The organism is Virgibacillus dakarensis, assembly GCF_900155625.1.
GTDB classification, from domain to species: Bacteria; Bacillota; Bacilli; order Bacillales; family Amphibacillaceae; genus Lentibacillus_C; species Lentibacillus_C populi.
In genome coordinates this window covers 1,126,588-1,152,933 of the sequence record NZ_LT732554.1, presented here as the reverse complement: position 1 = coordinate 1,152,933, position 26,346 = coordinate 1,126,588, and the positions used below count along the sequence as shown (strand labels likewise).

21 protein-coding genes and 1 riboswitch are annotated in these 26,346 nt (G+C 40.1%); of the genes, 5 read left to right on the top strand and 16 right to left on the bottom strand.

Annotation, left to right across the window (positions count from 1 at the left end; genetic code table 11):
• Positions 1–11: 11 nt before the first annotated feature.
• Entirely contained in the window at positions 12–1,250 is a 1,239-nt protein-coding gene (locus tag CZ382_RS15400; RefSeq protein WP_088052086.1) for an aminopeptidase, read from the bottom strand.
• Positions 1,251–1,641: 391 nt separating this feature from the next.
• Here CZ382_RS15400 and CZ382_RS15395 point away from each other — a divergent pair, with 391 nt between their 5' ends.
• Positions 1,642–1,971 (top strand): winged helix-turn-helix transcriptional regulator, encoded by a 330-nt coding sequence (locus CZ382_RS15395; protein WP_088052085.1) that lies wholly within the window; start codon positions 1,642–1,644, stop codon positions 1,969–1,971.
• Positions 1,972–2,217: 246 nt separating this feature from the next.
• Here the strand turns inward: CZ382_RS15395 and nhaC are convergent, their stop codons facing one another.
• The 5 genes from nhaC to CZ382_RS15365 all read right to left on the bottom strand — a co-directional run bounded on the left by nhaC (position 2,218) and on the right by CZ382_RS15365 (position 7,711).
• Positions 2,218–3,615 carry a Na+/H+ antiporter NhaC gene (gene nhaC / locus CZ382_RS15390; RefSeq protein WP_327365609.1) on the bottom strand — a complete coding sequence of 466 codons (1,398 nt, stop codon included), beginning with the start codon at positions 3,613–3,615 and terminating at the stop codon, positions 2,218–2,220.
• Between the two features lie 406 nt (positions 3,616–4,021).
• Positions 4,022–4,663, bottom strand: coding sequence for a YcnI family copper-binding membrane protein (locus CZ382_RS15385; protein ID WP_235000447.1), 642 nt, complete (start codon positions 4,661–4,663; stop codon positions 4,022–4,024).
• Positions 4,664–4,693: 30 nt separating this feature from the next.
• On the bottom strand, positions 4,694–6,193 hold the full coding sequence (locus CZ382_RS15380) for a copper resistance CopC/CopD family protein (protein ID WP_088052081.1): 1,500 nt from the start codon (positions 6,191–6,193) through the stop codon (positions 4,694–4,696).
• Between the two features lie 312 nt (positions 6,194–6,505).
• Positions 6,506–6,919: a FixH family protein gene (locus CZ382_RS15370; RefSeq protein WP_235000446.1), complete on the bottom strand. Its 414-nt coding sequence runs from the start codon at positions 6,917–6,919 to the stop codon at positions 6,506–6,508.
• 195 nt (positions 6,920–7,114) lie between these two features.
• A complete protein-coding gene (locus CZ382_RS15365; RefSeq protein ID WP_088052077.1) occupies positions 7,115–7,711 on the bottom strand; it encodes a DeoR family transcriptional regulator in 597 nt (198 codons plus the stop codon).
• A 613-nt stretch (positions 7,712–8,324) separates the two neighbouring features.
• On the opposite strand from CZ382_RS15365, the gene CZ382_RS15360 reads away from it, so the two are divergent.
• Together CZ382_RS15360 and CZ382_RS15355 are read left to right on the top strand one after the other, a co-directional pair.
• Complete coding sequence (locus CZ382_RS15360) at positions 8,325–9,176, top strand: cytochrome c oxidase assembly protein (protein ID WP_088052075.1); 852 nt, start codon at positions 8,325–8,327, stop codon at positions 9,174–9,176.
• Positions 9,177–9,303: 127 nt separating this feature from the next.
• A complete protein-coding gene (locus CZ382_RS15355) occupies positions 9,304–9,864 on the top strand; it encodes an HAD family hydrolase (protein WP_200809536.1) in 561 nt (186 codons plus the stop codon).
• Positions 9,865–10,101: 237 nt separating this feature from the next.
• Here CZ382_RS15355 and CZ382_RS15350 read toward each other — a convergent pair whose 3' ends face one another.
• The 6 genes from CZ382_RS15350 to CZ382_RS15325 form a co-directional block, all read right to left on the bottom strand.
• On the bottom strand, positions 10,102–10,566 hold the full coding sequence (locus CZ382_RS15350) for a flavodoxin domain-containing protein (protein ID WP_308777387.1): 465 nt from the start codon (positions 10,564–10,566) through the stop codon (positions 10,102–10,104).
• On the bottom strand, positions 10,567–11,613 hold the full coding sequence (locus tag CZ382_RS15345) for a ribonucleotide-diphosphate reductase subunit beta (protein ID WP_088052072.1): 1,047 nt from the start codon (positions 11,611–11,613) through the stop codon (positions 10,567–10,569). It lies immediately after the preceding gene.
• A gap of 111 nt (positions 11,614–11,724) precedes the next feature.
• Positions 11,725–14,013, bottom strand: coding sequence for a ribonucleoside-diphosphate reductase subunit alpha (locus CZ382_RS15340; protein ID WP_088052071.1), 2,289 nt, complete (start codon positions 14,011–14,013; stop codon positions 11,725–11,727).
• 261 nt (positions 14,014–14,274) lie between these two features.
• Positions 14,275–14,457: riboswitch (cobalamin riboswitch) on the bottom strand.
• Between the two features lie 526 nt (positions 14,458–14,983).
• Positions 14,984–16,048, bottom strand: coding sequence for a GerAB/ArcD/ProY family transporter (locus CZ382_RS15335; protein ID WP_088052069.1), 1,065 nt, complete (start codon positions 16,046–16,048; stop codon positions 14,984–14,986).
• Between the two features lie 29 nt (positions 16,049–16,077).
• Complete coding sequence (locus tag CZ382_RS15330; protein WP_088052068.1) at positions 16,078–17,256, bottom strand: Ger(x)C family spore germination protein; 1,179 nt, start codon at positions 17,254–17,256, stop codon at positions 16,078–16,080.
• Positions 17,253–18,830 carry a spore germination protein gene (locus tag CZ382_RS15325; RefSeq protein WP_088052066.1) on the bottom strand — a complete coding sequence of 526 codons (1,578 nt, stop codon included), beginning with the start codon at positions 18,828–18,830 and terminating at the stop codon, positions 17,253–17,255. The genes CZ382_RS15330 and CZ382_RS15325 overlap by 4 nt, the downstream gene beginning before the upstream one ends.
• 204 nt (positions 18,831–19,034) lie before the next feature.
• On the opposite strand from CZ382_RS15325, the gene CZ382_RS15320 reads away from it, so the two are divergent.
• Positions 19,035–19,637: a cupin domain-containing protein gene (locus CZ382_RS15320; protein WP_088052065.1), complete on the top strand. Its 603-nt coding sequence runs from the start codon at positions 19,035–19,037 to the stop codon at positions 19,635–19,637.
• Between the two features lie 226 nt (positions 19,638–19,863).
• Positions 19,864–20,268 (top strand): PepSY domain-containing protein, encoded by a 405-nt coding sequence (locus tag CZ382_RS15315; protein WP_088052063.1) that lies wholly within the window; start codon positions 19,864–19,866, stop codon positions 20,266–20,268.
• Positions 20,269–20,666: 398 nt separating this feature from the next.
• Here CZ382_RS15315 and CZ382_RS15310 read toward each other — a convergent pair whose 3' ends face one another.
• From CZ382_RS15310 to megL, 4 genes are all read right to left on the bottom strand, one after another.
• A complete protein-coding gene (locus CZ382_RS15310) occupies positions 20,667–22,091 on the bottom strand; it encodes an alanine/glycine:cation symporter family protein (protein WP_088052061.1) in 1,425 nt (474 codons plus the stop codon).
• A gap of 492 nt (positions 22,092–22,583) precedes the next feature.
• Positions 22,584–23,096, bottom strand: coding sequence for an acyl-CoA thioesterase (locus CZ382_RS15305; protein WP_088052059.1), 513 nt, complete (start codon positions 23,094–23,096; stop codon positions 22,584–22,586).
• A 99-nt stretch (positions 23,097–23,195) separates the two neighbouring features.
• The gene (cls, locus tag CZ382_RS15300; protein ID WP_088052058.1) at positions 23,196–24,638 is read right to left on the bottom strand and encodes a cardiolipin synthase; all 1,443 of its coding nucleotides are present in this window, start codon (positions 24,636–24,638) and stop codon (positions 23,196–23,198) included.
• A gap of 208 nt (positions 24,639–24,846) precedes the next feature.
• The gene (megL, locus tag CZ382_RS15295; RefSeq protein WP_088052056.1) at positions 24,847–26,031 is read right to left on the bottom strand and encodes a methionine gamma-lyase; all 1,185 of its coding nucleotides are present in this window, start codon (positions 26,029–26,031) and stop codon (positions 24,847–24,849) included.
• Positions 26,032–26,346 lie beyond the last annotated feature (315 nt).

The window sequence follows — 26,346 nt, the reverse complement described above, 5'->3', positions numbered from 1 at the left end:
GTTCTCACACTTTATTTAATATCAAACGCCCACGTACCATTACGAAATACTGCTTCTGAAGTCCCATCTTCCTTGACTCCATCAATGTCAAGCTGCTCCGACCCAATCATAAAATCGACATGGTTCAAGCTGTCATTAACACCATGCTTATCAAGGTCATCCTCGCTCATTTCCGCACCGCCTGCCAAATTAGTCGGATATGCTTTTCCGAGTGCGATGTGGCATGAAGCATTTTCATCAAATAGCGTATTGTAAAAAATCAGTCCGGACTGGGAAACCGGTGACTCATGTGGTACGAGTGCGACTTCGCCAAGCCTCCGTGCGCCCTCATCCGTATCCAGTAAATGTTTTAACGTATCTTCCCCTTGTTCTGCTTTAAAATCAACAACTTTTCCATCTTTAAATGTCAACGTAAAATTGTCGATCAAGCTTCCACCATAATTTAATGGCTTTGTACTGGAAACTGTACCATTCACACCGTATTTATGTGGCATAGAAAAAACCTCTTCCGTCGGCATATTGGGATTAAAGGTAATTCCTTTCTCTGATACTGCCGAACCCCCTTTCCAAATGTGACCTTCAGGCAGTTCCATTTCCAGATTTGTTCCCGGTGCTTTAAAGATTAGTTTTTTGTAATTTTTCTTATTCAGCAGTTCACGAGCCGTTTTTAATGTTGCATTATGTTCTTTCCAGGCAGCAATTGGATCATCCTTGTCAACCCGGACAATTTTTACAATGGCATCCCACAGGCTTTCTATCGCCTCTTCTGTTGATTTATCCGGGAAAATTTTTTGGGCCCAATCACCAGTTGGAATCGAGATGATTGACCATGTTATACGATCGTTCATCGTGTATTGCCGGAAATTCTTCATCTTCTGTGCGCGCGCCTTGCTAGCTTTAGCAACACGTGACGGATCAATATCTTTTAACAAATCGGGGTTCGTCGAACGTATGGACAAAACAGCTGCACCATCTTCGGCATATGTATCATGCAGCTTTACTTTCCAATCGGGGAAGTCATTGATAACTTCGTCTGGTGCATTTTCATAAAATAGCTTTGTTAATTCGTCATCACCCCAATTAATGTGTACATCTTTAGCTCCCAATTCGTATGCTTTTCGAACGACAATTCTGGTAAAATCTGCACCTTCAATTGGCGCATTAATCATGAGTGCCTGATTTTTTTGTAAGTTGACTCCCTTCTTTAATGCTAATTCAGCATATTTCTCCTGTGTTTGTTTACTTACCATCGTTTCTACCTCCCAAAAATTTCGTTTAATACGTGTTCTAAAGTTGTCAAATTAACAGGTCACCAAGATCGCCAAATCATTAGCCAACGTCGACCTGGCACGTTCTTTGTGCCCGCATTTCCTTGTTCTGATTACAACTTTTTGAACATCCCCTACGACTATTATTTCATAAAAATAAAAGGATTACCAAATAATTTTTTAATTGTGCGATTTATTTTTGCGACTTTTCGGATCATCATGTATTTATTTACGGAAAGCCTTTCATATGTTATGATCATATTAGGTTACTTTTCGTAATTACTTATGTCATAGCTCTCATTAAAGCCATTGCTGGGTTATGATATAATAATGTCAAGATAAAACTAATTATACCAGAGTGAAGGTGATCTTCATGGAAGAATTATGTCCACGTTTTGAAAAGGCAATGCAGCTTATGAGTAAACGATGGGTCGGGCTTATTTTGTTCGAACTGTTAAAAGGTACCAAACGTTTTTCAGAAATGGAAACAGACTTGCCAATCAGCGGAAGATTGCTCTCTGACAGGTTAAAAATGCTAGAAAAAGAAGGAATTGTTGAGCGAAATATATACTCGGAATTCCCGGTTCGAATCGAATATTCATTATCGGAAAAGGGAAAAGCATTAGAACCAGTCATCAAAGAAATTCAGGAATGGGCGGAAGACTGGATTACGATGGAAGAAATTAAGGAGCAAAACGGTTAAGTTGCAGCAGGCTGTTGATGAGACAGCCTGCTTTTTTATAAAGGAAAAGCACACTGCCCTGTTCCGCGGGGTATGTGCTTTAGTGTGGTTTGGCGTAGTTGCAAGGAGCAACACGAACATTCTTTTACAGGAGATTCGCTCCTGCGTATATGATTCAATTGGAGTTTCGTCGTTATGGGCTACTTAATATAGAAACACCTTAAGAATTGGCATCACCGCTTTCTTCTGGAGATGCAAGCCAACCTATTAATCGGTTGCTTCCTTTTTATTTGTATAAACAACCGAATACCCGATCAAGGAAAAAATAATCGATATAATTGGCACACAATAATTTAACACGGCATAAGGTGCATAGGCCCATGCACTGACACCTAACGTGCTCAAGACGAAAACAGCATCTGTACTCCAAGGCACTAATGCCGAGGTAATGGTTCCTCCGTCTTCTAGGGCACGCGAAAGATTTTTCGGGTGCAGTTCTTTATCCTTAAAGCTTTTTGCATACATTCTACCTGGAATAATAATCGATATATACTGTTCTGCCGTTATCACGTTTGTGAAAAAGGATGAAACGACAGTGGTTGCACATAGGCTTTTACCTGTACGCGCCAGTCTTAAAATTTGTTCGACGATAGCATTTAACATTCCGGTACTCTCCATCAGGCCGCCGAATATCATGGCCACCATGGCTAACGATATGGTATACATCATGGAATCCAATCCGCCCTGTTTCAATAAATGATCAACCGTTTCATTTCCTGTCTCAATGGAATATCCGGCTTGCAGGGCATTAACTGCTTCCCCGATACTCCCTCCTTGAATCAAGATATCTGCCAGAAATCCTAAAATAATTCCCACTGTCAGTGCTGGCAGGGCTGGAACTTTTTTAACTACCAGAAGAATAACAGCAAGCGGGATCAGTAACAGCCATGGCGAAATGACAAAATTAGCCTGCAAACTATTCATCACAGCATCAATATTTTCCGTATTGACTGTATTACCAGCAAACTTCATCCCCATAAAAAAATAGACAATAAAAGCAATAATAAAAGCAGGTACCGTTGTATAAAGCATGTGTTTAATGTGTTCAGACAATTTCGATCCAGCAATTCCCGATGCCAGTATGGTTGTATCAGAAAGCGGCGACATTTTATCACCGAAAAATGCACCAGAAACAATTGCACCGACAATCATAGCAGGCGGGATTCCCATACTGATTCCAATCCCCATTCCAGCAACACCGATCGTTCCAATTGTCGACCATGAGCTGCCAATCATCACGGTAACGATAGCACAAATAATGAGCATGGCAGCAAGGAAAAATGATGGTGAAATAATTTCCAGTCCATAATAAATCATAGTCGTAACAATTCCCCCGCCAATCCAAGCACTGATAATCAGGCCAACCAATATCAAAATGATTACCGCAGGCAGCACTTTCGTAATTCCCTGGTAAATAAACTTCTCCAAATCACTCCACGAATAACCACACCTCCAGGCGATAAAAGCAGCCATAACTGCCCCAAGTAGAATAGGAATGTGCGGTGAGCCTTCAAACTTAATAATGACAAAAGTCATGGCGATAATCATGACCAAGAACGGAATCAACGCTAAACCTAATGAGATCTTTTTCTTGGGCCTTTCCATTTTCATAGCCTCCAATTCGGTAATTTTCTTTATCTATTTCTACAAATCTATGCGTTTTATAACCTCAACAATACAAGAAACAGTATATTTGGATTATCAACGGCTAATTTAACCCGTTTATTATTCTGGTTGAGCTTATTTTAAAAAATATTACTTTATTATGGTAAAGCAATAAAGCAACAAAGTCAACCCGTTTTTTAAAGCATAAAAGGCTACTTTTAATGACCTTTCTGACCTTCTATATGAAGATGGGATTACCTATTGAATTTGGCCTAAGAATGTTAAAAACCGATTATGCATCACTTATTTGTGAGGTAATCGGTTTTTTAATAAGTCTGTGTTTAAAAGTCCCATTGTATCGTTTTGCTACTCTTGTAACCGTAACTTTCTCTTTAGTTTATATATATCAGGCACGTTTACGGAATAAGCTGATAATCGCTAACAGGATTGCGACTGTTGCGAGTGAAATAGATAACCAGTTGTTAGCAGTGCCTGAGGTGGCATTATCATCAGCAGCTTTTTCCTCTGTTGTATTACTTGGATCAGCTATTTGGTTATCCCCGTGAGGTGCAGCACCATCTCCCTCGACAACCTTTGTCACCGAAGCTGGCTCATCTGCATCAGCAGGACCAACCCAATCGACAACTGATCCATCATCATATGTCTGGTAAGCCTTCCAGCTGAATTCTCCAGGCTCACCTGGATTTGCCCCGATAAAAGAAAACTCAATAAATTCATTCGGCCCAATGCCTTTATCCTTTGTAAGCCATGTTACTGAGGTAATCACATCATTGTCGTCCTTCTCCAATTTATAATCCCAATCTGGCATCGGTAAAACAGAAACAAGATTTATACCTTCTGGAACCTCCAATTTTACTTCGGTTGTATTCGTATCCTTCTCTACAGGAACACGCACTGTGTATTTTTCGTAGTCATTTGTTGAACTTTCACTCGGGTGTACCGTCACATGTGCTTCAGCAATAGGCGCCATTACGAACAGGAAGAGCACTGCGAATAATGGTATGAACCATTTTGTTCTTTTTATCATTTAACTGAACCTCCTATTTATAATTTATCATCAATGATTTCCGTCTCCGGTAACAAATATATCACCATCTGTCCATTCTTTCTGGTCACCCCCCGGATATTTCGCTATAATATCGAGACGCCAGGTTCCCGACATGGAAAATGGTAATACTACTTCATAATCACCGGATTCCGCTTTTTCTGCAGTAAATGGGCCATCTTTCATTCCATGGTCGGGCATGGAAATAGCAACGGTCACTTCTTCCGGTTGTTCACCATTCACTTCAGGAATTTCGATGGTCATTTTCTGGTCACCTGTTTTTAGCTTATCGATGTAGACGGCTGCTTTGGCCTGACCATCTGCCAATGTATCTTCATATGACTTAACAGCAGTTGGGTAAGCTGTTTGACTCATCCATACACCTATTACAATGACAACCAAACCGACAATCCATTCCACCCGGATAACACGAGATGTAGTAAACTTCTCACGTTTTCTCCATCTTAACGTTTGGAATAGCGCCAAACATAGCATAAGGATCGTCAAGATGATTTTAATAAGCAACAAGGTACTCCATCCCATCCAATCGGTTATCACCGCAGTCCAACCGGTCTGGAGAAAGACCATGATAAATCCGGAAACGATTACTAATCCCGAAGCAATCATCATCTTGGTTACAAAAAATGGCCTAAATTCCTTCCATAAAATATCTTTGTCCTGCTTTCGCTGCCAAATTACGAGTAAAATAACATACGCAAGCGCCCCAAGCCAAAAAGCAATTGACAGCTGGTGGATAATCCGCGGAATCAAAGCAAGCGTCGGGTTTTCCAATCCCCAAACATGCCCACCAAAGGCTGGAATGACAGCAAGTAACAACCACATAAACAAATACCAGCCACGCATCATTCCCGGAATGAGCAGCATAATCAGAGCAATCAATTGCGCGAACAGCATAAGTATGAAAGGAAACTGAATTAATAAATCCCATCTTCCGTTGAATACCGTTTTCATCAACCCCGGTGGCAGGGCCGTACCATATGTTGCCAGTTCGACGATTGTTCCTAACAAAAGGACCGCAGCACCAACTCGTCTACCTTTCTTAAATATTGTATCAAGGCTTGGAAAATGACATCTCTCAGCTAGCCAGCCAAACCAGAACAAACCTGCCCCCAAAAGTATTAATCCTTCCACAATCGTACGGGCGGCAATTAGAGGTCCTTCATTCTCCCCAGCGCCAGCGACCGACTTAGCCCCGCCCGCGGTTGGCTCACCGATAGCAAAAGCGTATGAACCACTAACGGGGTGACCGTCTAACGAGACCACATTCCATTGAACAGTATAAGTCCCTTGTATCAGCTCTGGCAGCGTAAACTCAAGGAGTGGAGACCGCTCTGGCCCGCCCTCATCGGGATTCCCTGTAAAGACCGGTTTTGCATTCCAATCGTAAATGGTAACCGTAGCAAGATCCTGTTCAATCGGCTCGTTAAAACGCAATTTTAAGGTCGGTGGCGATTCTTCTGCGACTACCTTTTCAGCTGGTGTCATTTCCAATAAAGTGGAATGCGCTTCAACATTTGAAGTATAAAGAAATGAGAGCGAAAAGCCGATAAGTAAGGCAATAAACTTGGCACAACGGGAAAACCCTTTGCTATGTAAACTGCCTGCTGTTTTATTAATTGTAATCCCCTCCTCTCACAGATTATTTCTCTCTTTCCTGTTGATGCGAAAGTAAGCATTCCCGTCACCCTTCCTAAAACAGGCTATAGTGGGGGACAGCTCAGCTAATTTCCTAACTCACTTCTTAACAAAAATCGTTTATCTATTGAAAGAAATGAAGAACCCGCGGTCCATTTCGTTCCCTTCCTAATTCTTCGTATCTGAACCTTCTTCAACCGTAATTGACTTTTTCGGCATCATGTGCAAACCCTCAGCTGTCGTATGTGCATACATTTCAAACACACCCTCATGGTCAAAAGCTACTTCCGCTGTATATGTTCCATCGCCATTATTTTTCGCATCGACCTTTGTACTGTTGTCTTCATCTCCCTTTTCCCAATATTCAAAAACGACTTCTTCCGCTTCTTTCACTTTTTTATCACCGTATGTAACATTCGCTTTTAGTTCGACGGTTTCATCTACTTTAGCAGTCTTCGGAACGTTAAAAACAACATCCAGCATTTTAATTTCATCATCTCCACTTGCATTATCATCATTACCACAAGCAGCGAGTACAGCTAATGAAATGAACAAAACCAACATTACTAACTTCTTCATCATGATAATCCCTCCATCATTTTCCAACTCAAGTAACTTTGTTTACATCAGAAGATAGGCAAGTTGGACCACCCCCCCATTCCGAATTGGCTAGGCTGTCTTCTGCGTCCGATTGGCAGCTTTCCTAGCTTGGATCGGTAATTTTTTTCACATCGATCGGCGGCTTTTCGCTTCCGACTAGCGGCTTTATTAGGCTTCCTATTCTTGGTGGTGTTTACCGCAACACGAATGCCCACCGTTCATTTTCTGGAAAATAACCTCGATTACTTCACTGAATGTATACACCTGGCCACCAAACCCTTTGACAAAATTATCCGCAGGTTCTTTCTGCTCAAATGTTAGAACCTGTGGTTTACAGCAGCCAATATCTACAGATGCGTCCACTACATACCAGGCTAACGGGGCACTAATGGTCGTTTGTTTAAAAAAATCAGGACAAATTGCTTGAACAACCTTTTTACCTAGTTGACGATGGCGGAGCAGTCCACAATGTGCACAACACGCCATTTCCGTTTCATTGTTTGATAGAATAAGCCGGTACGCTAATCTGTCTTGAATTTTTCGGCTGCAAAAGACACAAACTTCGACGTTAGAATGATTACCGGGTTGTTGTTCCCGAACTAACGAAATGCCCCCAAAGGTTTTCATAACAACCCCTTCATTGATCAATGGTTTAATATCTCGGTGAATGGTCATTTCCGATACACCCAACAGCTCGCTTAAATCTGTAATTTTTATGTTTTGTTTATCTCGTACCAATTCTTTAATACGATTTTGGCGTTCTATTGGTAACATATTTTCTCTCCATTCACAATTTGATTATTTATAACTAAAAATAACAATTCCAAACAAAGTATAGCGATTACAGTTCGATTTATCAATGAAATTTATGTGAACGATCTGTGAATACTTGGTAAACGTTCCAACTATCAGCCCTTTTCAAGCTATTCAAAGATTTGTTATATTCTCACACAATACTGAGCGTTTTTAGTAATAACCCAAGCCTACCCAAACATATGGTAAAACGGTGACGAAATTTTTCCCCATCCATGAAAGACGGTACAAACCAAACTGTTTTAAATTCCCCTTAAAGAGGATGTTCAAAAAGTCCCAAATGATAAGTGGCGACTTTTTGAATACGCACATAAATTCTAAAAATCCTCAGCAATAACCATGAATATCCTTATATTATTAAGTACTTCATGCAGTGGGGATTTCAATGCTGTTAATTTTATGGAATGTAAACCGTAGTCATCAAACTTGACGGGTTATAAGAGCGAGGTGTTCTTTTTTATTCCTTAATTGGACGCAAGCCCGAGTGTCCCGCTATTCCCAAATTCGATATTGACATAGTGTACTTCTGTTAATGTGGTAATAATAGCTAATCAAAACAAGGAGGGGTTGGCCCATGTTTGATAAGATACTGCTATTAGGACCGATCACATGGCATATTCCTTTCTTGACTGGTCTTTTATGTATAGCCGGCGTATACGTATTCTTCGTTAAACGAGTTGCGAAGATCAACCTGACTCATCCGCAAGTCCTTCTCTTTTTGTTTGGCATCGGATTGCTATACGTGATAACTGGTAGTCCTTTAGCAAAATTTAGTCACCTCTCATCTAGTCTGCATATGACGCAGATGAGCATCCTTTATTTTATTGTCCCGCCTGTTATATTGTTGGGAATTCCAAAACACCTATTTGAATTTTTATGGAAAACCCCCTGGATGAAAAAAATATGCAAGTTATTGCTCCCGTCGATGATTGCCCTGATTACGTTTGCTATTCTATTCTTTATGTACCATTTGCCAATTGTTTTAACCGTTCTGACAAAAAGTAATTCTCTTCATAATGGATATTTAAGTTTTCTGTTTGTTTTATCCTTTGGTATGTGGTGGCCAATCGCAATCCCTGATCCAAAACAGCGCTTATCGAATAAACAGAAAAAACGGTATGCATTGATGAGTGGGCTTATTTTAATGCCGGCCTGTGTTTTGTTCATCTTGAATGCACTATTTGATGGCGCAAATAATCCATTACTTGCTCAAGCAACCTCCAATCTCTGTCTACCATTACAGTCCGGTTCGGGTCCTGTCTCGTTACTTCCGCCACCGTTTAACACGAAGCTTGATCAATTGGCGGCAGGTATCTTCATGATGGGATTGCACAAAATTGGTCTGATGATCACGGTTAAACTTGGTGGCAAAGAGGCAAATTCCCATTTTGCTGGAGCATACTTGCATAAACAAATAAGCCCATAAATGCTCCGTATAAGTGAAAGACCTTCGTGCAGCCAAACATTCGGGTTCCGGAGAGAGTTTGGCTGTTATTTATGTGATATTTTGCTGGGACGACCCGACGTTTCTATTATTTCGATAATGTTTCTGCTTGCGTGTTAATGTTTTGTATTTTTCTGCCGATGTTTTCCACTTTTCGGCTATGCTAACATTTCCACTCGCATGGGCAATGTTAGCTCATTTCAAATGGGCTTCCTTTGTTTACGTTCCAGAACTATTTACCAACCCTTTTTTTCAATTTTTAATTACAGTACCGATTCAATTTATAATTGGGTTTTCGTTTTATGAGCGAGCATGGAAGGCATTAAAAAATGGTAATGCAACGATGGACGTTCTAGTAGTGTTAACTACATCAGCAGGTTTCTTCTACAGTCATTTCCTTACAGTTGCTATGTTAAAAAACGCTGTATCCGCCGACTCCATTGTGCTATATTACGACACGAGTGCATTCATCTATACATTCATATTACTCGGAAGGTTTTTGGAGGCAAATACAAAGTTTAGTACGACCGAGGCTATCAAGAAGTTATATCAATTACAGGTAAAAACAGCCACGCTTTATTTAGACAACAAAGAATTGAAATCACCAGTTGAACGTCTCAGACCGGGAGATATTAGATCCCAACTTCATACCTTTAAAATAATGATTTAACAAGTTACTTGATGTGGGTAAAATATGATAGGCTACTGGTGGTTAATAGGTGATATATTGAACATTATAGTAGTTAGATCTTTCCTGCCTTGTCTGCTCGAAATTTAAGCCCCCTCACATATTATGAGGGAGCTTATTTCCCGGGAAATATCGACAATAATTGACGTAATACTTCTCGCTTATTATCTCCTATACATCGTTTTCTAGTCTGTTCATCTGTTCATGCTTCCGACTCGATTACCCTATTGGTTGCAACTCGTGCTCCAGCTGTTCCAAAATGCAATCGACAAATTTCCGGCATTTGCTCCAATCCTGTGATTGAGGTCTAAGTTCTACTTTCATTGTCACTGCTAAATTCGTATGGACGTACAGCATATCGCGAAATTCCTCTACCGCTCCGCAAAAATAAGGGAAGAAGCTGTCACCCGTACCAAATACACCTGTCGTTAATTGTTGTGTATCGGCTGACTCAATTTGCTCATATAGTGCAAGCATTTCTCCAGGGATGGTGCCATTTGCCCAGGTATACGTACCAATCACAATCCCATCATAATCGGTAATGCAATTAAGCGGAAAATGCTTGACCGAAAAAAGGTCAACGTGAATAGAAGAGGCAGTAAATTGTTGTTGGATCATTTCCGCCAATTCTTCTGTATTACCTGTTACCGACGCGTAAACAACCGCAATTCGCAAAACTATCACCTACAATTCTTCAAACCCATTGGACTGGGTTACTTTGGAATATGTCCTTGCCTTTTGTTCAAAGAAGTCAGATTTCGTTTCATTGATCATTTCATCGCTAAATACATGGATCCATGGCATTGGATTTTTTCTTTCCTCGTAAAGATTTTTCATTCCTAATTGACGCAACCGTTTGTTGGCAAGATATTCGACATACTGATCAAATTCGGTCAAATCAATTCCTTCAATATCAGCTAAAATATGATGCGCCCATTCTTTTTCCAATTCTGTAGCATTGGTAATCGATTGATAGATATAATCAATATTTTCATCTGTATTTAACTCCGGATTTTCCGCAAGCAGGATCCGGATGAATTGGGTAATAAAGTACGTATGCTGCATTTCATCACGTTGAATATAACTAATCATCGTACTTGATTTCAACATCTTTTGCTGACGTGCCAGATTATAGAAAAAGGCAAATCCCGCATAAAAATAAATTCCTTCCAAATTGATCGAGTTCACGCCAAGTTTGAAAATATTTTCTGGTGTCGGATTATTTCTGAAGGTATCATAGGTATTTAAAATAAGCTGATTCCGCTTTAAAACAATCGGATCACTTTTCGCTTGGTCAAAGCGTTCATTTTGCTCTTTTAGTGGTACTAACGAGCTTAAAATATACGAGTATGATTCATTGTGAACCGCTTCTTGCTGGGATATTACAGCAAAAATAGCTTTAAAACTTGAATCCGAAACATAGTCCATCACCTGATTCATTGTTGGTGTTTGCAGACTGTCCAGCATCGCCAGCTGGGTATTGACCCGTAAGAAAATATCTTGTTCATTTTGACTTAATAAATCCCATTGTTTAATATCATCCTGCATATTTATTTCCTGAGCCTTCCAGAAGTTTGACAACAATGCTTGATATAAATCGTACATCTGCGGATAAGCGATATCATTCCAGTTTAATAGCCCAGAAGATTTTCCATTAATGATACCGGTCGATTTATTAGGAAATTCCGGGTTTAATAAATTGATTCGCTTTATCGGTGTATTGACAGTCATTTATTTTATTCCTCCCCTATTTAATCAAAACATTACCGGAGTATTTACGGAAAGAAATCAGCGATAGGCCGATTTCTTCCTGTCAAATCTGCAAACAGTTAATTGCGTCTCCTAACTATGACATGCTTCACATTCTTCTATCTCCGCCTGCGAAGTGCTTCTCACATAATACGTTGTTTTCAACCCTTGCTTCCAAGCGTCCATGTGCAGATTCAACAAATCCCTTGCTTTAATATCATGCCGGACGTATAAATTAAAGCTAATCGATTGATCGACATGACGTTGTCGCGCCGCATTTTGTCTAATACTCCAGTGCTGATCCAATTCATGCCGGGATCTGCGGTAAAAGGCATATGTCGTATGATCCAAATCTGGTGCTGTAACTTTGAATTTGAAATTTTTCTTTTCCTCGGCGTATTCTACAGCATAGATCGGATCAATCCCGTCTGTTGAGCCACCGATTTTCGCAGTCGATGAATTGGGTGCTACAGCCATTAGCCAACCGTTACGGATACCATGCTTCGCAACTTGTTCTCTCAGTTCCAGCCAGCGATCTTTATTGTACCCTTTCCGGTTAAAATAGGCACCCGTCTGCCATTCCGAACCTGAGAAATTACTGTATGCTCCCTTTTCTTTAGCAAGCTCCATCGATGACCTAATCGCATGATAGGCAATATTCTCATACAATTCATCCGCATATGCTACCGCTTGATCCGACTCCCAATAAATACCTTTCAGCGCCAATAGATGATGCCAACCAAAAGTTCCCAATCCCACTGCACGGTATTTCTGGTTCGTTACTTGTGCTTGTCCAACCATAATCGTGTTCAAATCAATTACATTGTCAAGCATCCGCATTTGGATCGCAATAAGCCGATCTAATACATCTGCCTCTACTGCACGCGGAAGATTAATAGATGATAGATTACAAACAACAAAATCCCCCGGTTTCCGTACAATGACAATATTTCCGTCATTATCCTGATATTCATTGGTAATCGCAGTTGCCGACATATTTTGCATAATCTCCGTGCACAAATTGCTGCAGTAAATCGATGTCCGGCCAATTCCACGTACATGTTTATTCGGATTCTGCCGGTTCGCTTCATCGCGGTAAAACATGTACGGTGTCCCGGTTTCGAGCTGTGCAACCATGATTCGTGCCATAATATCCATCGCCCGGTATGTTTTCCGGGGGAGCAATGGATGGTTTACCGCCTCCTCGTATTTTTCGGCAAAGTATTTCTGGTCTGTTTCGTCATAAAAGTCCTCTAAACCAAGTGCATTACCAAATTCATCTTTCCATCCCATTATCTGTTTCACCTGATGCGGACAAAAGGTGTGCCACTGGCCAATACTGCGGCCATTCTCATCAACTTCCTGCAGTTTTTCCATAAATAAGTCTGGCATCGCTACACCTGTAAAAATATCATGAGCTTTACGCCTTTCGTCCCCATTATTCGTTTTCAGATCAAGGAAGCCATTCATGATGTCCTTATGAAACACATCCAGATAAACTGCAACAGCTCCTTGACGCTGGCCAAGCTGATCAACACTGACCGCTGTATCATTCAGCAAACGGATCCAGGGAACAACACCAGATGAATTTCCTTTGAATTTTTTAATATCCGACCCAAGTGCCCGCACTTTTCCGTAATAAACACCGATCCCACCGCCATCTTTACTAAGTCTGGCAATATCCCAATTATTTAAATAGATCCCATCAAGTGAGTCATCAACCGTATCAATAAAGCACGAGGAAAGCTGACCAAAGCTTTTTCCCGCGTTGGCAAGTGTTGGTGTTGCTACAGTCATATACAGGTTACTCATTGCCCAGTAAGCTTCTTTTACCAATTCCAGTCGGTTTTCCTTTGGTTCGTGCTTCATCAATGTCATGGCGATAATCATGAATCGCTCTTGCGGCAGTTCATAAATCTGATGTTCATGGTCCTTTGTTATGTAACGGTCAGCAAGCAAAAACAGGCCGATATAATTAAACAATTGATCCCGTTCAGGATCGATTTCTTTTTCCAATGCTTTGATTTCGTCTTTTTCGTAAAAACAGAGCAGATCTTCTGCATAGATTCCTTTCTCTGAAAGCGTCCTGATTAGTTGATAAAAATCGCCATATTTTATGTCTTCGTTATAGCCGCGGTTTGTGGCCGCCTGCTGATATAATTCGTTTAAATACATTCTGGCAGCAACAAAAGTCCACCCCGGCTGATCCATCGCAATATTATTCAGCGCATAGAATAATGCCTGCTGGTTTGCTTCCTCTTTTGATACGTCTAAAGCCTTTATTTGTTGTGTGATGCTTGCTGTATCCAGATGATATTTTTGTGCAGCTGCATCCAGTTCGGCAATGATGTCATCCATGACTGAAGCTGTTTGTAAACTCATTTCTTCTTCCTCCCTTTTCCGATATATGTCCAAAACAAGTGCCCGAAGTCAACCCTTACTTTTTGAACATCCTTTTCCGGGAATTAAAAATCCACCCAATATTATTTGAGTGGATGAAACGACAGCACAACTAAACGAAGGGTAACTTGTCCCTACAGAGGTTGTTCAAAAGATCCAGTAAATAAAGACACATTTATCCTCCCTTTTGAACACACACCTACAGCACCATCATCCCATCTTCTCAATCCCCGAAGAAGCTGAAATTTCACCTTATACTAGACAGGTCTCCTGACTGATGCTTCCACCTACTCCTGATTCCTTCCCGTATACCACGTACACAGTGGATCTCTTCACTTTCGTCAGCATTTACAGTTGCGGGGGCAGTTCTGGACTTTCACCAGATTCCCAATTAAGCCAAACGGCATCTTAGCCTAGGTTAAAATACTATATATAGTTTTCTGGATAGTAGTTAATACAATATATTGTATTAATTGTGTAATACCAATACTAAATCAATTCTTCTGTTTTGGCAAGAGGTGAATTTACTTTTCCTCGGATTTATCGTCAATTCGTGATGATGTTTCTGCAGCTCGTGCAGATTTAAAACAAAGTCGCGAAGCTTTACTTCCCTTTGGATGCTGCTTTGTCTAAAGGGGCTTTTTAAATATATCATCAATCTCCAGTATATTATATTTCTATATTCAGTTTTATAGTTCTCTTCCTGGTTTGGCATCCTATAAATCCTACGGTTGGATAATTTTTATTGATTTTTGGTAAACTCCATCTTCATATTTGGTTTGCCATCATTGCTACTAAACCAAGACGGTAGGCAGCTGGGAATTTTTCCAATAGATTTTCATTATACTTATTAGTGAGTAAAGCCAAATTATAGGGCATAAGCAGCCAATAGATTTGTAAACATGTAGATGTATTATCGTACATTATTGACTTCAAGTGATTGTATGTCACTTTATGCTTTCTTTTTCTTCATCCAGGAGATAAATAACAACAAAAAAGGTACCGGATACAGGACAATCATGTATGTATATATGTTAATTGCTTCAGTAATACGAAAATGTTCTTTTGAAAGATAAAGGGTACCGAAAAAAGTAAGAACAACGAAAAAAGAAAACAGTATTCGTTTCACCCATTTCGAGGAATTTGCCGATACGCTCATATTGTAGGCAATCCGAAAATAAAGACTACAGCGGATATACGTACCGAATGTCATTAAAATCATGCCATAAATATCAAAGCGATCAATAAACCCCAAATTGATAATTCGTACAATTTCCGTTGCCGGATACGTAAAATTATCAGCTTGTCCTTGTCCAAAAATTGTAATGACGCCGGTTATTGTCGAAGTCATCATCAGTGCATTTAGCAATACCCCAATGATCCATAATAAAAACAATCGTTTTTCGTGAATGTTTTTGATTGGAACACATAATAACAACAATAGCTCAATCCAAATGCTTACAAGAATTAGAGTGCCCCATAATACTGGACCCCATCCAAACTCCAACAAAGGCTGAAGTTCACTCCAATCCTTTTTTGGAGTATCCATCAATGTAACGGTATGACCTGTAATCAAGCCAATAAGAGCTAACACACCAGCAGTTAATGCAATTCGTTTAATACCCTTAGTGGCTGCATAGAAGAAAAAGATTAAAAACCAGATGAGAATGGCCATTCGAGGCGTCTCAGGCAAAAAATCAATAAAAACAACATCAACCAAGGCAGAAAATGAAAATATTGTTAAAAATAAAAAATAGAGAATGAAAAGCCCGACAACAATTCTTCCAAACCATTTACCTAAAAGAAGGGCAAACATTTCGGAAATATTGATGCCCGGATGGTTCAAACGCAGTCGATAAATTGCATATGCAAATGCAAATGCGGCTGGAAGTGAGAGAAGAACGGAAATCCAAGCATCTCTTCCAGCAACATCGAGCATTATCGGGAGGATAAGGACATGTCCCATAACAGGAAGTGTCATGATTAATAAAAATAGCGTCTCCCATTTTGTTAACATATTTTTTTACTCCTTTATAATTATAAAGTTCATTTTGAAAATGGATAGGGGTTGTTGTATGGTTTTCGATGTTCACGAGGATCATTTTCGTTAATCAACCCTTCATGGGTAATGTTGGCATCAACATCGATAGATATCTTTGCATTAGCAAAGATATCATTCCATTCCGAATGAATAGTTTGCCACTGTTCTGGATATGTTCGATGTGTTTCTAATCCAATTTCAGTAATATCTGTTTCCAATTCTTTTTGTAATTTCTTTAATGTGGTATGAATTTCATTTTGAACGTGATGAGAGATCTTTTTTTCAATTTCTTTTAAGAAAGCTTCGTTAATTCTTTTTGTCGTCATATTATCTGAAAGTGTACCTTCAATCTTTGTTTGGATACCCACGTTTAACTGCCTTCCATTTAAAATCGGTTTCGTTTTTGTTTTTGCTTTCGTAATTTCTAAAGAAACTTTCTCGTTTTCATCGAGGGAAACAGTAATACTCCCACCCTCGACATGATTTAAGAGCCAATTCAGCCCCATCGTTTCTTCAGTGTTAAGCTTGCCCACCATTTGATTGTTTTTGATAACTGCTGTTCCGTCAATTGAGGTGACTGTTTGTTCACCTGCCTTTTTAATTGAAAGCATTGGTATGTAGCCATTAGGAATGGGTCCTTCGATTAACTTATAAAATTCACGAGAAGTTATTGGTGCATATTCAGCAATAAATTGTGTTTGCTCCAAAGCAGTCACAAGCTCAATAGAGGTAAGATTCTCATACAGGGTCGGCGTGTTCAAAATCTCGCTTGGATCTTCCTGCGTTATAAATAGGTGACTGTTTAAGCGAAACATTTGATCCCGTCTAACAGTGTCGAGTAAATGGAAAAAATTCCCTTTTGCTAACCTCTCGCTAACTATCCATGCACGAGCATGTCCGAATTGAAGGCGCCGTTTTGCATACCGAATCAATTCACGAGCTCCCTCAAGAAATGTATCAGCGTTTTTTTCTAGTATGATATGTTGTCCACTACCTTTACCCCCACCTTGACCTCCTTCTTGATTACTTGTTGGTTTAATGATTTCAACGCTTATTTTTAATTGTTCGTCTGACTTATCCAGACCAACTCCGTGGACGAGGGCTGTTTTATCAAGCTCTTGGTTGTTCCAGCAACCTGTTAATAAAAAGAGGCTGCAAATCATGATGAAGATCGTTCGTATCATTGTTTATCACCTGTTTTTGGTAATGACTTCATTCTTGTTGTGCGTTGATTTGGTATACTTTTTGGTCGCTGTTTCAGCAACTTCGTTGGAAAACGGATAATACCGTCCTTCCAATCTTGAAAGTGGCTTGGTGAAAAGGGTGTCATATAAGGAACCCCAAGTGATGTTAATGACACCATATGGGTTAACAGACCCAACATAGCCATACACAATCCATATGATCCGAACACGCTACTGGCAATGAACAAACCAATACGTATTAATGCAGTGACATCCGCGATTGGCGTAATGACGAAGGCGGCTATATAAGATATGGAAACTATAACAATTGTCGGGGCTCCGACAAGTCCAGCCGATACGGATACATCTCCCAAAATTAAGGCACCAACGATGCTTAAAGCAGATCCGAGTTGTTTGGGCAGTCTAACTCCAGCCTCACGAACAACTTCAAACATCAAGATCATCATAATGACTTCCATCGCAAGTGGAAACGGAACCGTTTCTCTTGCTTGAATTAGTGGTACAATCATATCTGATGGAATTAACGATTTATTAAAATTAAGGACAGAAATATATAAAGCAGGAAAAGAGATGCTGATAAAAAAAGCCAAAAAACGCATTAAACGAATGAATGAGCTATAATATGGACGAGAATTATAGTCCTCAATGTTCTGGAAACTTTCGAGAAACAAATGTGGAACATATAAACAAAAGGGGTTTCCATCAATTAAAAGCAAGACTCTTCCTTCCATTAACAAAGCTGCTGCCTTATCAGGCCGTTCCGTATTGCCAACTGTCGGAAGGATTGAATATGGGTGATCTTCAATCAATTGTTCAACATCTCCTGAGCTGTTAATTGAATCCACCTTTATCTCATCAAGACGATGCTTGACTCGTTGTACAAGGTCAAGGTCAACGATGTCCTTTATATAAGCTATCGTAACACCCGTTTGACTATACTTGCCGATCTCTATTGTTTCGAATCGCAAAGAAGGGTGGGCAATTCTACGGCGAAGCAATGAAACATTTACCCCCGTTGATTCGATAAAACCTTCCCTTGCTCCTCGCACTGCCTGTTCTGTATCGGGTTCTTCGATAGCTCGAGTTTCAAACCCTTCGATAGTGATTAGCAACCCTTTATTAAAACCGTCAATGATTAGTAATGCTTTTGTTTTTAAGACTTGCTGGACAGCTTTAAATAAATTGCTTTCCACGGTAATTTTTTTTGCAGAAATTCTTTCCTGTATCTGTTTTAAATCTTCATTAGGTTTTTCTTGCAGCGCACTTTCAATCAGTGGCTTTATTATATTGTCACGTTTTGCTTCTTCATCAACTAATCCATCAATCGCAACTAATATAGCGTTAAGTGTATCGCCATTTTGTAATTTAATCGTAAATTTGGTAAACATAACATCCTGACTTGTACCTAACTGTTGTTTTAATGCTTCTTCGTTTTCATGAATATTGGTTGAAAACGGCTGCCAATCCTCGTTAGAGAATTTTTGCTGTTGGGGTTTTGTATTTTTCTTCTTTATTTTTTTAATCAATTTCTTAATGTTAGATGAACGCTTCAATTGGATAGTTTACCCCCTTTCATTTTTAACACTATTATTGGTTTATCATTAAGAAATATGTATTTATTATGGAGACGCTAGTAAGAAAAGATTCAGGGTTAAAATATTCATATAAAGTTACATTAGGTCAAGTGCACACACCTCTCCTACAGTACATAGGATAATTTGTGATAACAATTTATGAATGTGAAGGGATTGAGGAAAATGTACGGTGTGCCCTATATGTATCAATATCCTTATTATATGAATGTACCCATGCATACCTACAGAAATCTTACAGGTTATTGGGCTGATCCGAATGAGACATTTGCTTCGTATCAGTCATCTTATGGTCAGAATACGTTAAAAGATTATGGAGCAAACCCATTTGTTATAAATATCAATGAAGCCACCAAGCAAAACAATACGTATCGTACTGCAATATGGACAGGTAATCATTTGCAAGTTACATTAATGAGTCTCCATGTTGGTGAAGATATTGGTTTGGAGATGCACCCTAACGTTGATCAATTCTTAAGGGTTGAACAAGGTCAGGGAATTGTACAAATGGGCAAAAGTAGAGACAACTTAAGTTTTCAAAGGAGAATTTTTGATGACTCTGCCATCATGATACCGGCGGGAATGTGGCACAATGTCACAAATACAGGAAATGTCCCTTTAAAACTATACTCGATATACGCCCCACCAAACCATCCATTTGGTACCGTTCATAGGACTAAAGCAGATGCAATGGCTGCGGAAGAAGGCTATGGCAATCGAGCACTTTCAGGAACAACAGAAGTAGAAAATGATCAGACTATTTTATAAAAGCTAAATTTAAATCTGCTGGACAAGAATCCATTTTGATCAATCTTTTTCCAAAATGGCTTCTTTTTTTTATTCTAAAATGTGGGTTCGTCAATTCTAAGCTACACCAAAAGGAAATGATGGAAATCAAAAGAACTTCTAATCAAATTCTAATGTTACTTTCCTTTCTCTCTAATCTTGGTTGGCTATATTGTAAATATAGAAAATATACAAGGAGGAAATAAACATGAAAAACAAAATGTTAATTGGTATGTTGTCAGCAGGTGTAATTCTAAGTGGAGCTTTAACGGTAGGTGCAACAACGAATAATAACGGAGAAGAAAAGATTCAAAAAGTTACGGAGAGCCAAGAAGTGATATCTACAGATGATCATGATGAAAAAGGCCAACCTTCGAAACAAAATAGTATTTCTGAACAAGAAGCGATAGAAATTGCCGAAAAAGCTGTCAATGGAACGGTAAATGAAATGGAATTAGATGAAGATGATAACCGTTATGTTTATGAATTTGAACTAAACACAAGCAAAAGAGAGGCAGAAGTTAAAGTGGATGCTGTTACAGGAAAAGTACTTGAAAAAGAATATGACGATGATGACGATGATGACGATGATGACGATGATTTAGATGATTAATATAAAAAAGTAATCCACCAAGCAAAGAAAGGCTGTCATATTTTGACAGCCTTTTTCTAATTTTGATAGCCTGTGTTTTTCAGTTGGTCGGTTGTTTCTTTTGCCATCGCTATGACATCTGACCATGCAAACGGGGATGATTAAGTATGCCTGGCAGATTGATAATACTTCAGCATTCATCATTATAAGACGTTCATCTAGCTTTTTACTTTCAACTTCATCCAAAGGTGTTTTTGGCCAAACTTTATTTCAAACCTGCAGATTGCGTTATTTCGCTGATTTTGGACGATTCCCTCTGGAAGATATCCACTTCACTCAATGGGGGGTATGCTAGTTGTCTTTCGCCCACAGCAAAACAAGCCACGTCCAGCGATAAACCCACGCTTCCGCTTTTCATCTTATTTGTCAGCGTGTTCCGCCTGCTCACGATCCCAAAATGCAACGCCTGTATCATCTTCCAGTGTATCGCGGTAAAAGACTGGATCTTTCCCTGCCTTCCGCTGCTCTTGATAATCTTTCAGGACACGACTTGCAACCTTAAACAATCTCGTAATGGCGTAAAGGTTGATTAATGCCATGATCGCCATCGTCAGGTCTGCAAGTGCCCAGACAAGGTCGAATGTCGCAATTGCCCCGAATATGACCATTGCAAGGACGGCGATGCGGTAAATGAATAGACCAACTTTACTGTCCTTTACATAACCAATATTGTTTTCACCGTAATAATAGTTGCCTAAAATCGAACTATAGGCAAACAGGAAGATTGCAATCGCTATTAATACTGCAGCCCAGTCACCGATGTGAATTCCAAAAGCATTTTGTGTCAATTGAATACCGTCCAATTCACTTCCCTCATAACCACCAGCCGAAATAATAATAAATGCTGTAGCAGTACAAATGAGTATTGTATCAAAAAATACTCCTAAAGCCTGAATTAACCCTTGCTTGGCCGGGTGTGTGACTTCAGCTGTTGCTGCAGCATTTGGTGCACTACCCATACCAGCCTCATTCGAAAATAAGCCCCGCTTAATCCCCATCATAATCGCGGCACCAAATCCGCCACCAGCCACTTCACGTATTCCAAAGGCATTTTCAAAAATCAATCCAATCATATCAGGAACAGCCGTAATATTAATAATCAGTACATAAATTGCTATAAAAATGTATAAAATTGCCATTACGGGCACAATAATCTGGGCTACATTGGCAATGCTTTTCAAGCCACCAAAGATTACAATAGCAGTTAATAAAGCCAATATAACAGCCATGTAATTTTTATTAAAATCAAATTCACCGGAGAATGCCAGACTAATCGTATTTGACTGGACAGAGTTAAAAACAAGCCCATATGTGAATGTTATCGTAATCGCGAAGATAATTGCCAGCCATCGCTTATTAAGTCCCTTCTCCATGTAATAGGCAGGCCCGCCACGATACTGATTTTTCCCTGGCACCTTATAAACTTGTGCCAATGTACTTTCTACAAAGGCAGACGCCGAACCTAGCAGTGCGATCAGCCACATCCAAAAGATAGCACCAGGGCCACCAGCGGCTACCGCAGTTGCAACACCAGCAAGGTTACCTGTTCCGACCCTTGACGCAGCACTGATGGCAAAAGCCTGAAACGATGATGTACCCTTTTTTCCTTCTGCACTTACAGCTCGCTTATCAAAGACAACCCGGAACATCTCGGGAAACAGTCTGAACTGAACAAAGTTTGTTTTTACTGTGAACCATAGACCTAATCCAATTAAAACGATAATCAGGACATACTCCCACAATACGTCATTAACTTCCCCTACTAAATTTTCAATGAAATCCATGGTGAATTCTCCCTTCAAGTTGGTGAAACATTTACACTATATGTATTCTTTTACACTTCCCGATATTTATCTAAAAGTAACGTTTTAAAGAAGTGGAAACTTGTGTTGTACAGTCCATACTGATGTATGCCATAAGGATAAACAGAAATCCCTGAAATAAGTGCAAGGAGGAAGTAATTCATAAGAAAAGAAGCCACACTAGCAGGCTCCTGTTCATATGTTATATTTAAATATTGTATCTTATTCTTTGTTCCGAAACAAACTTTTCATTTTTCATATTTTTCGTTCGTAGTAAAGAAAGCATATATATTTTACCCGTAACAATTCATTACCAGAATGTGCCATGTCCAGCTCCAGCGCCCAGCGGCTAGTGTGCTTCCTTCACCTCCGTACGATAAGTCAACATCGGTTCGCTTCCAGCTCACCGTGTTTCCTTTATCTCCTGCGGTTCAGTCCAGCACATACGCCGCTAACCGGGCGCTTCCGCTTTTCTTAGTTCCAAGGGTAAGCTGTACCGAAATTTTTTGCCAGTTCTTTTGCATGCTGTCTTCTTTTTTTCCGCTGTGCAGCACGTTCAGGAGCAAATTGATGCAATTGTTTTTCCTGCTCGGTTTCCGGATAAACTTCAGGTACTGGAATAGGGCGCCCGTTATCATCGACTGCTACAAACGTTAAAAAGGCAGTTGTACAAACGCTCCGTTCTCCTGTCAATAAATCTTCCGTAACGGCTTTAACGAATACCTCCATCGACGTATTATGTGTCCACGTGACAAAGGCCTCAACACAAATGGAATCTCCTTCTTTGACAGGCTCGAGAAAATCCACGGAATCAGTTGAAGCCGTAACAACCGGCAGCCGTGCATGCCGAACAGCCGCAAGCGCAGCCACGTCATCAATATGCGCCATTAATTTCCCGCCAAACAATGTCCCGTGGTTGTTCGTATCCGGTGGTAAAACGTGTGATGTTTTAACTGCTAATGAATTTGAACATGGTTTTCTGTCCATTTTGCTACCTCCTGAATTGGATTCTAAGAAATATTTTACTATGAGGAATCATCGGTAATGTGTCAATCTTCAGTACAAGCAATGCTAACAGGAGTCTTTTTACAAAATTGGTGACAATAACCGGGATAGCGACTCTTTAAACCGGATTCCCAACGAGCGTTTTTCATACAATTTTTTTGTCATTTGCGTGGACAAAGAAATATCATGCTGAAATGCCTCGACCAATTTTTCGGCAATCCCCGCATCATATAAAAATGCATTCACTTCAAAATTCAGGCGAAAACTGCGTACATCAATGTTGGCCGTTCCGACAGAAGCAATTTTGCCATCGACAATAATTGTTTTCGCGTGTAAAAAGCCACTTTGATAAATGTAAACCTCTGCACCAGCATTTAATAAATCGCCAATATAGGACAGTGTTGCCCAATAAACAAATGGATGATCCGGTTTATTTGGTATCATGACCTTAATATTCACACCAGATAAGCATGCTATTCTTAGAGCATCACGCAGACTTTCATCGGGAATAAAGTACGGTGTTTGCATGTAAACATACTCTTTAGCCGATAAAATCATTTTGATGTACCCATTTTTTATTTGTTCCCATTCCGAATCAGGCCCGCTGGAAACGATCTGAATTCCAACATCCCCCTCCGGAACAGCCGCATAATAGCGATCTTCATACAAAATATCATTCCGTGATGCCTGGTTCCAATCAAGAATAAAACGGGTTTGCATATTCGTAACTGCATCACCAACAACCCGTAAATGATTATCCCGCCAGTAGCCGAATTTTCTAGCCTTTCCAAGGTATTCATCACCAATATTAAAGCCGCCGATATAGCCAATCCGGCCGTCAATGATTGCCAGCTTTCGGTGATTACGGAAATTAATTTTAAAGTTGACTTTTGGAATCTTTGGGGGAAAGAAGGCCTCGACTTGGCCTCCCGCACGACGAATCCGCTTAATAAACTTTCTGCTTAATGATCGTGAGCCCATATCATCATAAAGAACACGTACTTCCACACCTTCATTGGCCTTTTTAACTAAACAATCCGCAATCCGTTTACCTAGCTGATCGTAACGAATAATATAGTACAGCAAATGAATATGGTCGGTTGCCTCCTCCAAGTCCTTGATCAGAGCATCAAATTTTTCCTTGCCATCCGTATATATATCTACCCTGTTATCCTGGGTGAAAATTGCATCATTGTTTCGTAAATGTAAAAAGTGCAAATCTTTATAAGCAGCAATATCAGGATGCTTGAAAACAAACCGGTCTTCCTCCAGTGCCCGCATTTGCTCCTGTACCGCTTTTTTCACTCCAAGCCTGCTCTTCGTATCCCACATAAATATCCGCTGCTTGCTTATACTTTTGCCAAATATTAAATATAAAAAGAAACCGGCAACCGGGATAAATAACAAGACCATCAGCCACGCCCACGTAGACTGCGGATCCTTGCGTTCAAGGAAAATAATCGTAAAAGCAAGTGCAATATTGAAAATGATGATAAAACCTAAAAAATAGGGAATGAAAACCATGCAGATCCTCCCTTCGCCAACACACTAGGTACTTCCTGTTGATTAATACGGATTAATCCAGTAAAAAGCTTCAGCTAAGTTATTATTGTATACTAGTATTGGCAAAAAACAAGCATGGAAAAAACCATTTATTTTTCCGCATCGCAAAAAGCCGTACCACTTAAAGAGCGGTACGACTTACAAGGTCATTTTCCATTATCCGCGTTCCCTAGATTTTATCCAGCGCCTGTTCCAAATCATGCCAAATATCTTCCCATGCTTCCAATCCGACTGATAAGCGAATGAGTTGATCGGTTATTCCCATTTTCAGTCTCGACGCTTCCGGGATAACCGCATGGGTCATGGTTGCTGGATGCTCGATTAACGTCTCGGCGTCTCCAAGGCTAACCGCAATTTTCAAAAACGACAATGCATTTAACAGCGCCTGTGCATCCTGTTTCGTTCCGTTGATTTCAAACGAAATAACACCACCGCCACGTTTCATCTGCTTTTCCCTAATCAGATAATCCGGATGGGCTTCGTCGTCAGGATAATATACGTTTGCCACTTTCGGGTGATTCCGCAGCTTCACAAAAATTTTCTCGGCATTATCACAGTGCCGGTCAAGACGGATCGGCAACGTCTTTAAACCCCTGATTAAGAGCCATGCATCAAATGGGGAAATAATCCCGCCGATATCCTTCTGGGTCGTCATTTGCACCGAATCCAAAAATTCCTTTTTCCCGACAGCAAGACCTGCCACGACATCTCCATGCCCACCGATATATTTTGTTGCACTATGAATGACAACATCACACCCCAAATCAAGCGGTCGTTGCAAGTATGGTGAGGAAAATATATTATCCACCACAACTGGGACATTAAATTCCTTGGCAACATTCGCAACCATTTCCAGGTCAATCAGCTTCATCGTCGGATTGATCGGTGTTTCCACATAAATACACGCGGTCTCCGGTTTGATTAATGCACGAAGCTTTTCACTGGATTCCATCCCTGAAAAATCATGTGTTATATGGTACTTTTCTTCCATCATGGCCAAAAGCCCAAACGTACACCCGTACAATCCGGATGAGCAGACAATATGGTCGTGCGCCTTCGTCAGCGCCACTAATACAGCGGATACTGCAGCCATGCCAGAACCAAATGCGAGTCCCCGCTCGCCATTTTCAAGGGCGGCAATTCGCTCTTCCAAAACACTCACCGTCGGATTGCCCAAACGTGAGTAAATAAACCCTGCTTCATCTCCTGCAAATCTCCGTTCACCCTGTTCTGCTGTTTCAAATGTAAATGTCGACGTTTGAAATAATGGTGTTGTTAAACTGTCTAACATGTCTTTTGCATCGTGACCTTCATGAATGACCGACGTTTCAAAATGCTTATATTTCCCTGCCATCCTGCCCTCTCCCCTTTTTAACCTTTTATCTGTCTACTTCTATGATAGCGGAAATGAGCTGATATTGAAAGCGTTCTCGGGATTATTAAAAACACTAAGAACCTCTGTCATTAACAAGCCAGAATGCCGTCTTTATCCATGTTACGGATACTTCATTTTTTATAGGCAAGATCATTGCGTTTTTTAAATCAACATTCTAAAATTGTCTTACTTTGATTTGCAAAAATTCCGTTTGCCAGGTGTTCAAAAAGTCATCAAATGATAAACGAAAAGTCCAGAGTTAGCGATAGGGGAGCCTTATTAAAACCGCCATTC

Bases quoted from the DNA above. Each gene is read 5' to 3' on its own strand.
- CZ382_RS15400 (WP_088052086.1), bottom strand. From the start codon at position 1,250: ATGGTAAGTAAACAAACACAGGAGAAATATGCTGAATTAGCATTAAAG.
- CZ382_RS15395 (WP_088052085.1), top strand. From the start codon at position 1,642: ATGGAAGAATTATGTCCACGTTTTGAAAAGGCAATGCAGCTTATGAGT.
- nhaC (WP_327365609.1), bottom strand. From the start codon at position 3,615: ATGGAAAGGCCCAAGAAAAAGATCTCATTAGGTTTAGCGTTGATTCCG.
- CZ382_RS15385 (WP_235000447.1), bottom strand. From the start codon at position 4,663: ATGATAAAAAGAACAAAATGGTTCATACCATTATTCGCAGTGCTCTTC.
- CZ382_RS15370 (WP_235000446.1), bottom strand. From the start codon at position 6,919: ATGATGAAGAAGTTAGTAATGTTGGTTTTGTTCATTTCATTAGCTGTA.
- CZ382_RS15365 (WP_088052077.1), bottom strand. From the start codon at position 7,711: ATGTTACCAATAGAACGCCAAAATCGTATTAAAGAATTGGTACGAGAT.
- CZ382_RS15360 (WP_088052075.1), top strand. From the start codon at position 8,325: ATGTTTGATAAGATACTGCTATTAGGACCGATCACATGGCATATTCCT.
- CZ382_RS15345 (WP_088052072.1), bottom strand. From the start codon at position 11,613: ATGACTGTCAATACACCGATAAAGCGAATCAATTTATTAAACCCGGAA.
- CZ382_RS15340 (WP_088052071.1), bottom strand. From the start codon at position 14,013: ATGAGTTTACAAACAGCTTCAGTCATGGATGACATCATTGCCGAACTG.
- CZ382_RS15335 (WP_088052069.1), bottom strand. From the start codon at position 16,048: ATGTTAACAAAATGGGAGACGCTATTTTTATTAATCATGACACTTCCT.
- CZ382_RS15330 (WP_088052068.1), bottom strand. From the start codon at position 17,256: ATGATACGAACGATCTTCATCATGATTTGCAGCCTCTTTTTATTAACA.
- CZ382_RS15320 (WP_088052065.1), top strand. From the start codon at position 19,035: ATGTACGGTGTGCCCTATATGTATCAATATCCTTATTATATGAATGTA.
- CZ382_RS15315 (WP_088052063.1), top strand. From the start codon at position 19,864: ATGAAAAACAAAATGTTAATTGGTATGTTGTCAGCAGGTGTAATTCTA.
- CZ382_RS15310 (WP_088052061.1), bottom strand. From the start codon at position 22,091: ATGGATTTCATTGAAAATTTAGTAGGGGAAGTTAATGACGTATTGTGG.
- CZ382_RS15305 (WP_088052059.1), bottom strand. From the start codon at position 23,096: ATGGACAGAAAACCATGTTCAAATTCATTAGCAGTTAAAACATCACAC.
- cls (WP_088052058.1), bottom strand. From the start codon at position 24,638: ATGGTTTTCATTCCCTATTTTTTAGGTTTTATCATCATTTTCAATATT.
- megL (WP_088052056.1), bottom strand. From the start codon at position 26,031: ATGGCAGGGAAATATAAGCATTTTGAAACGTCGGTCATTCATGAAGGT.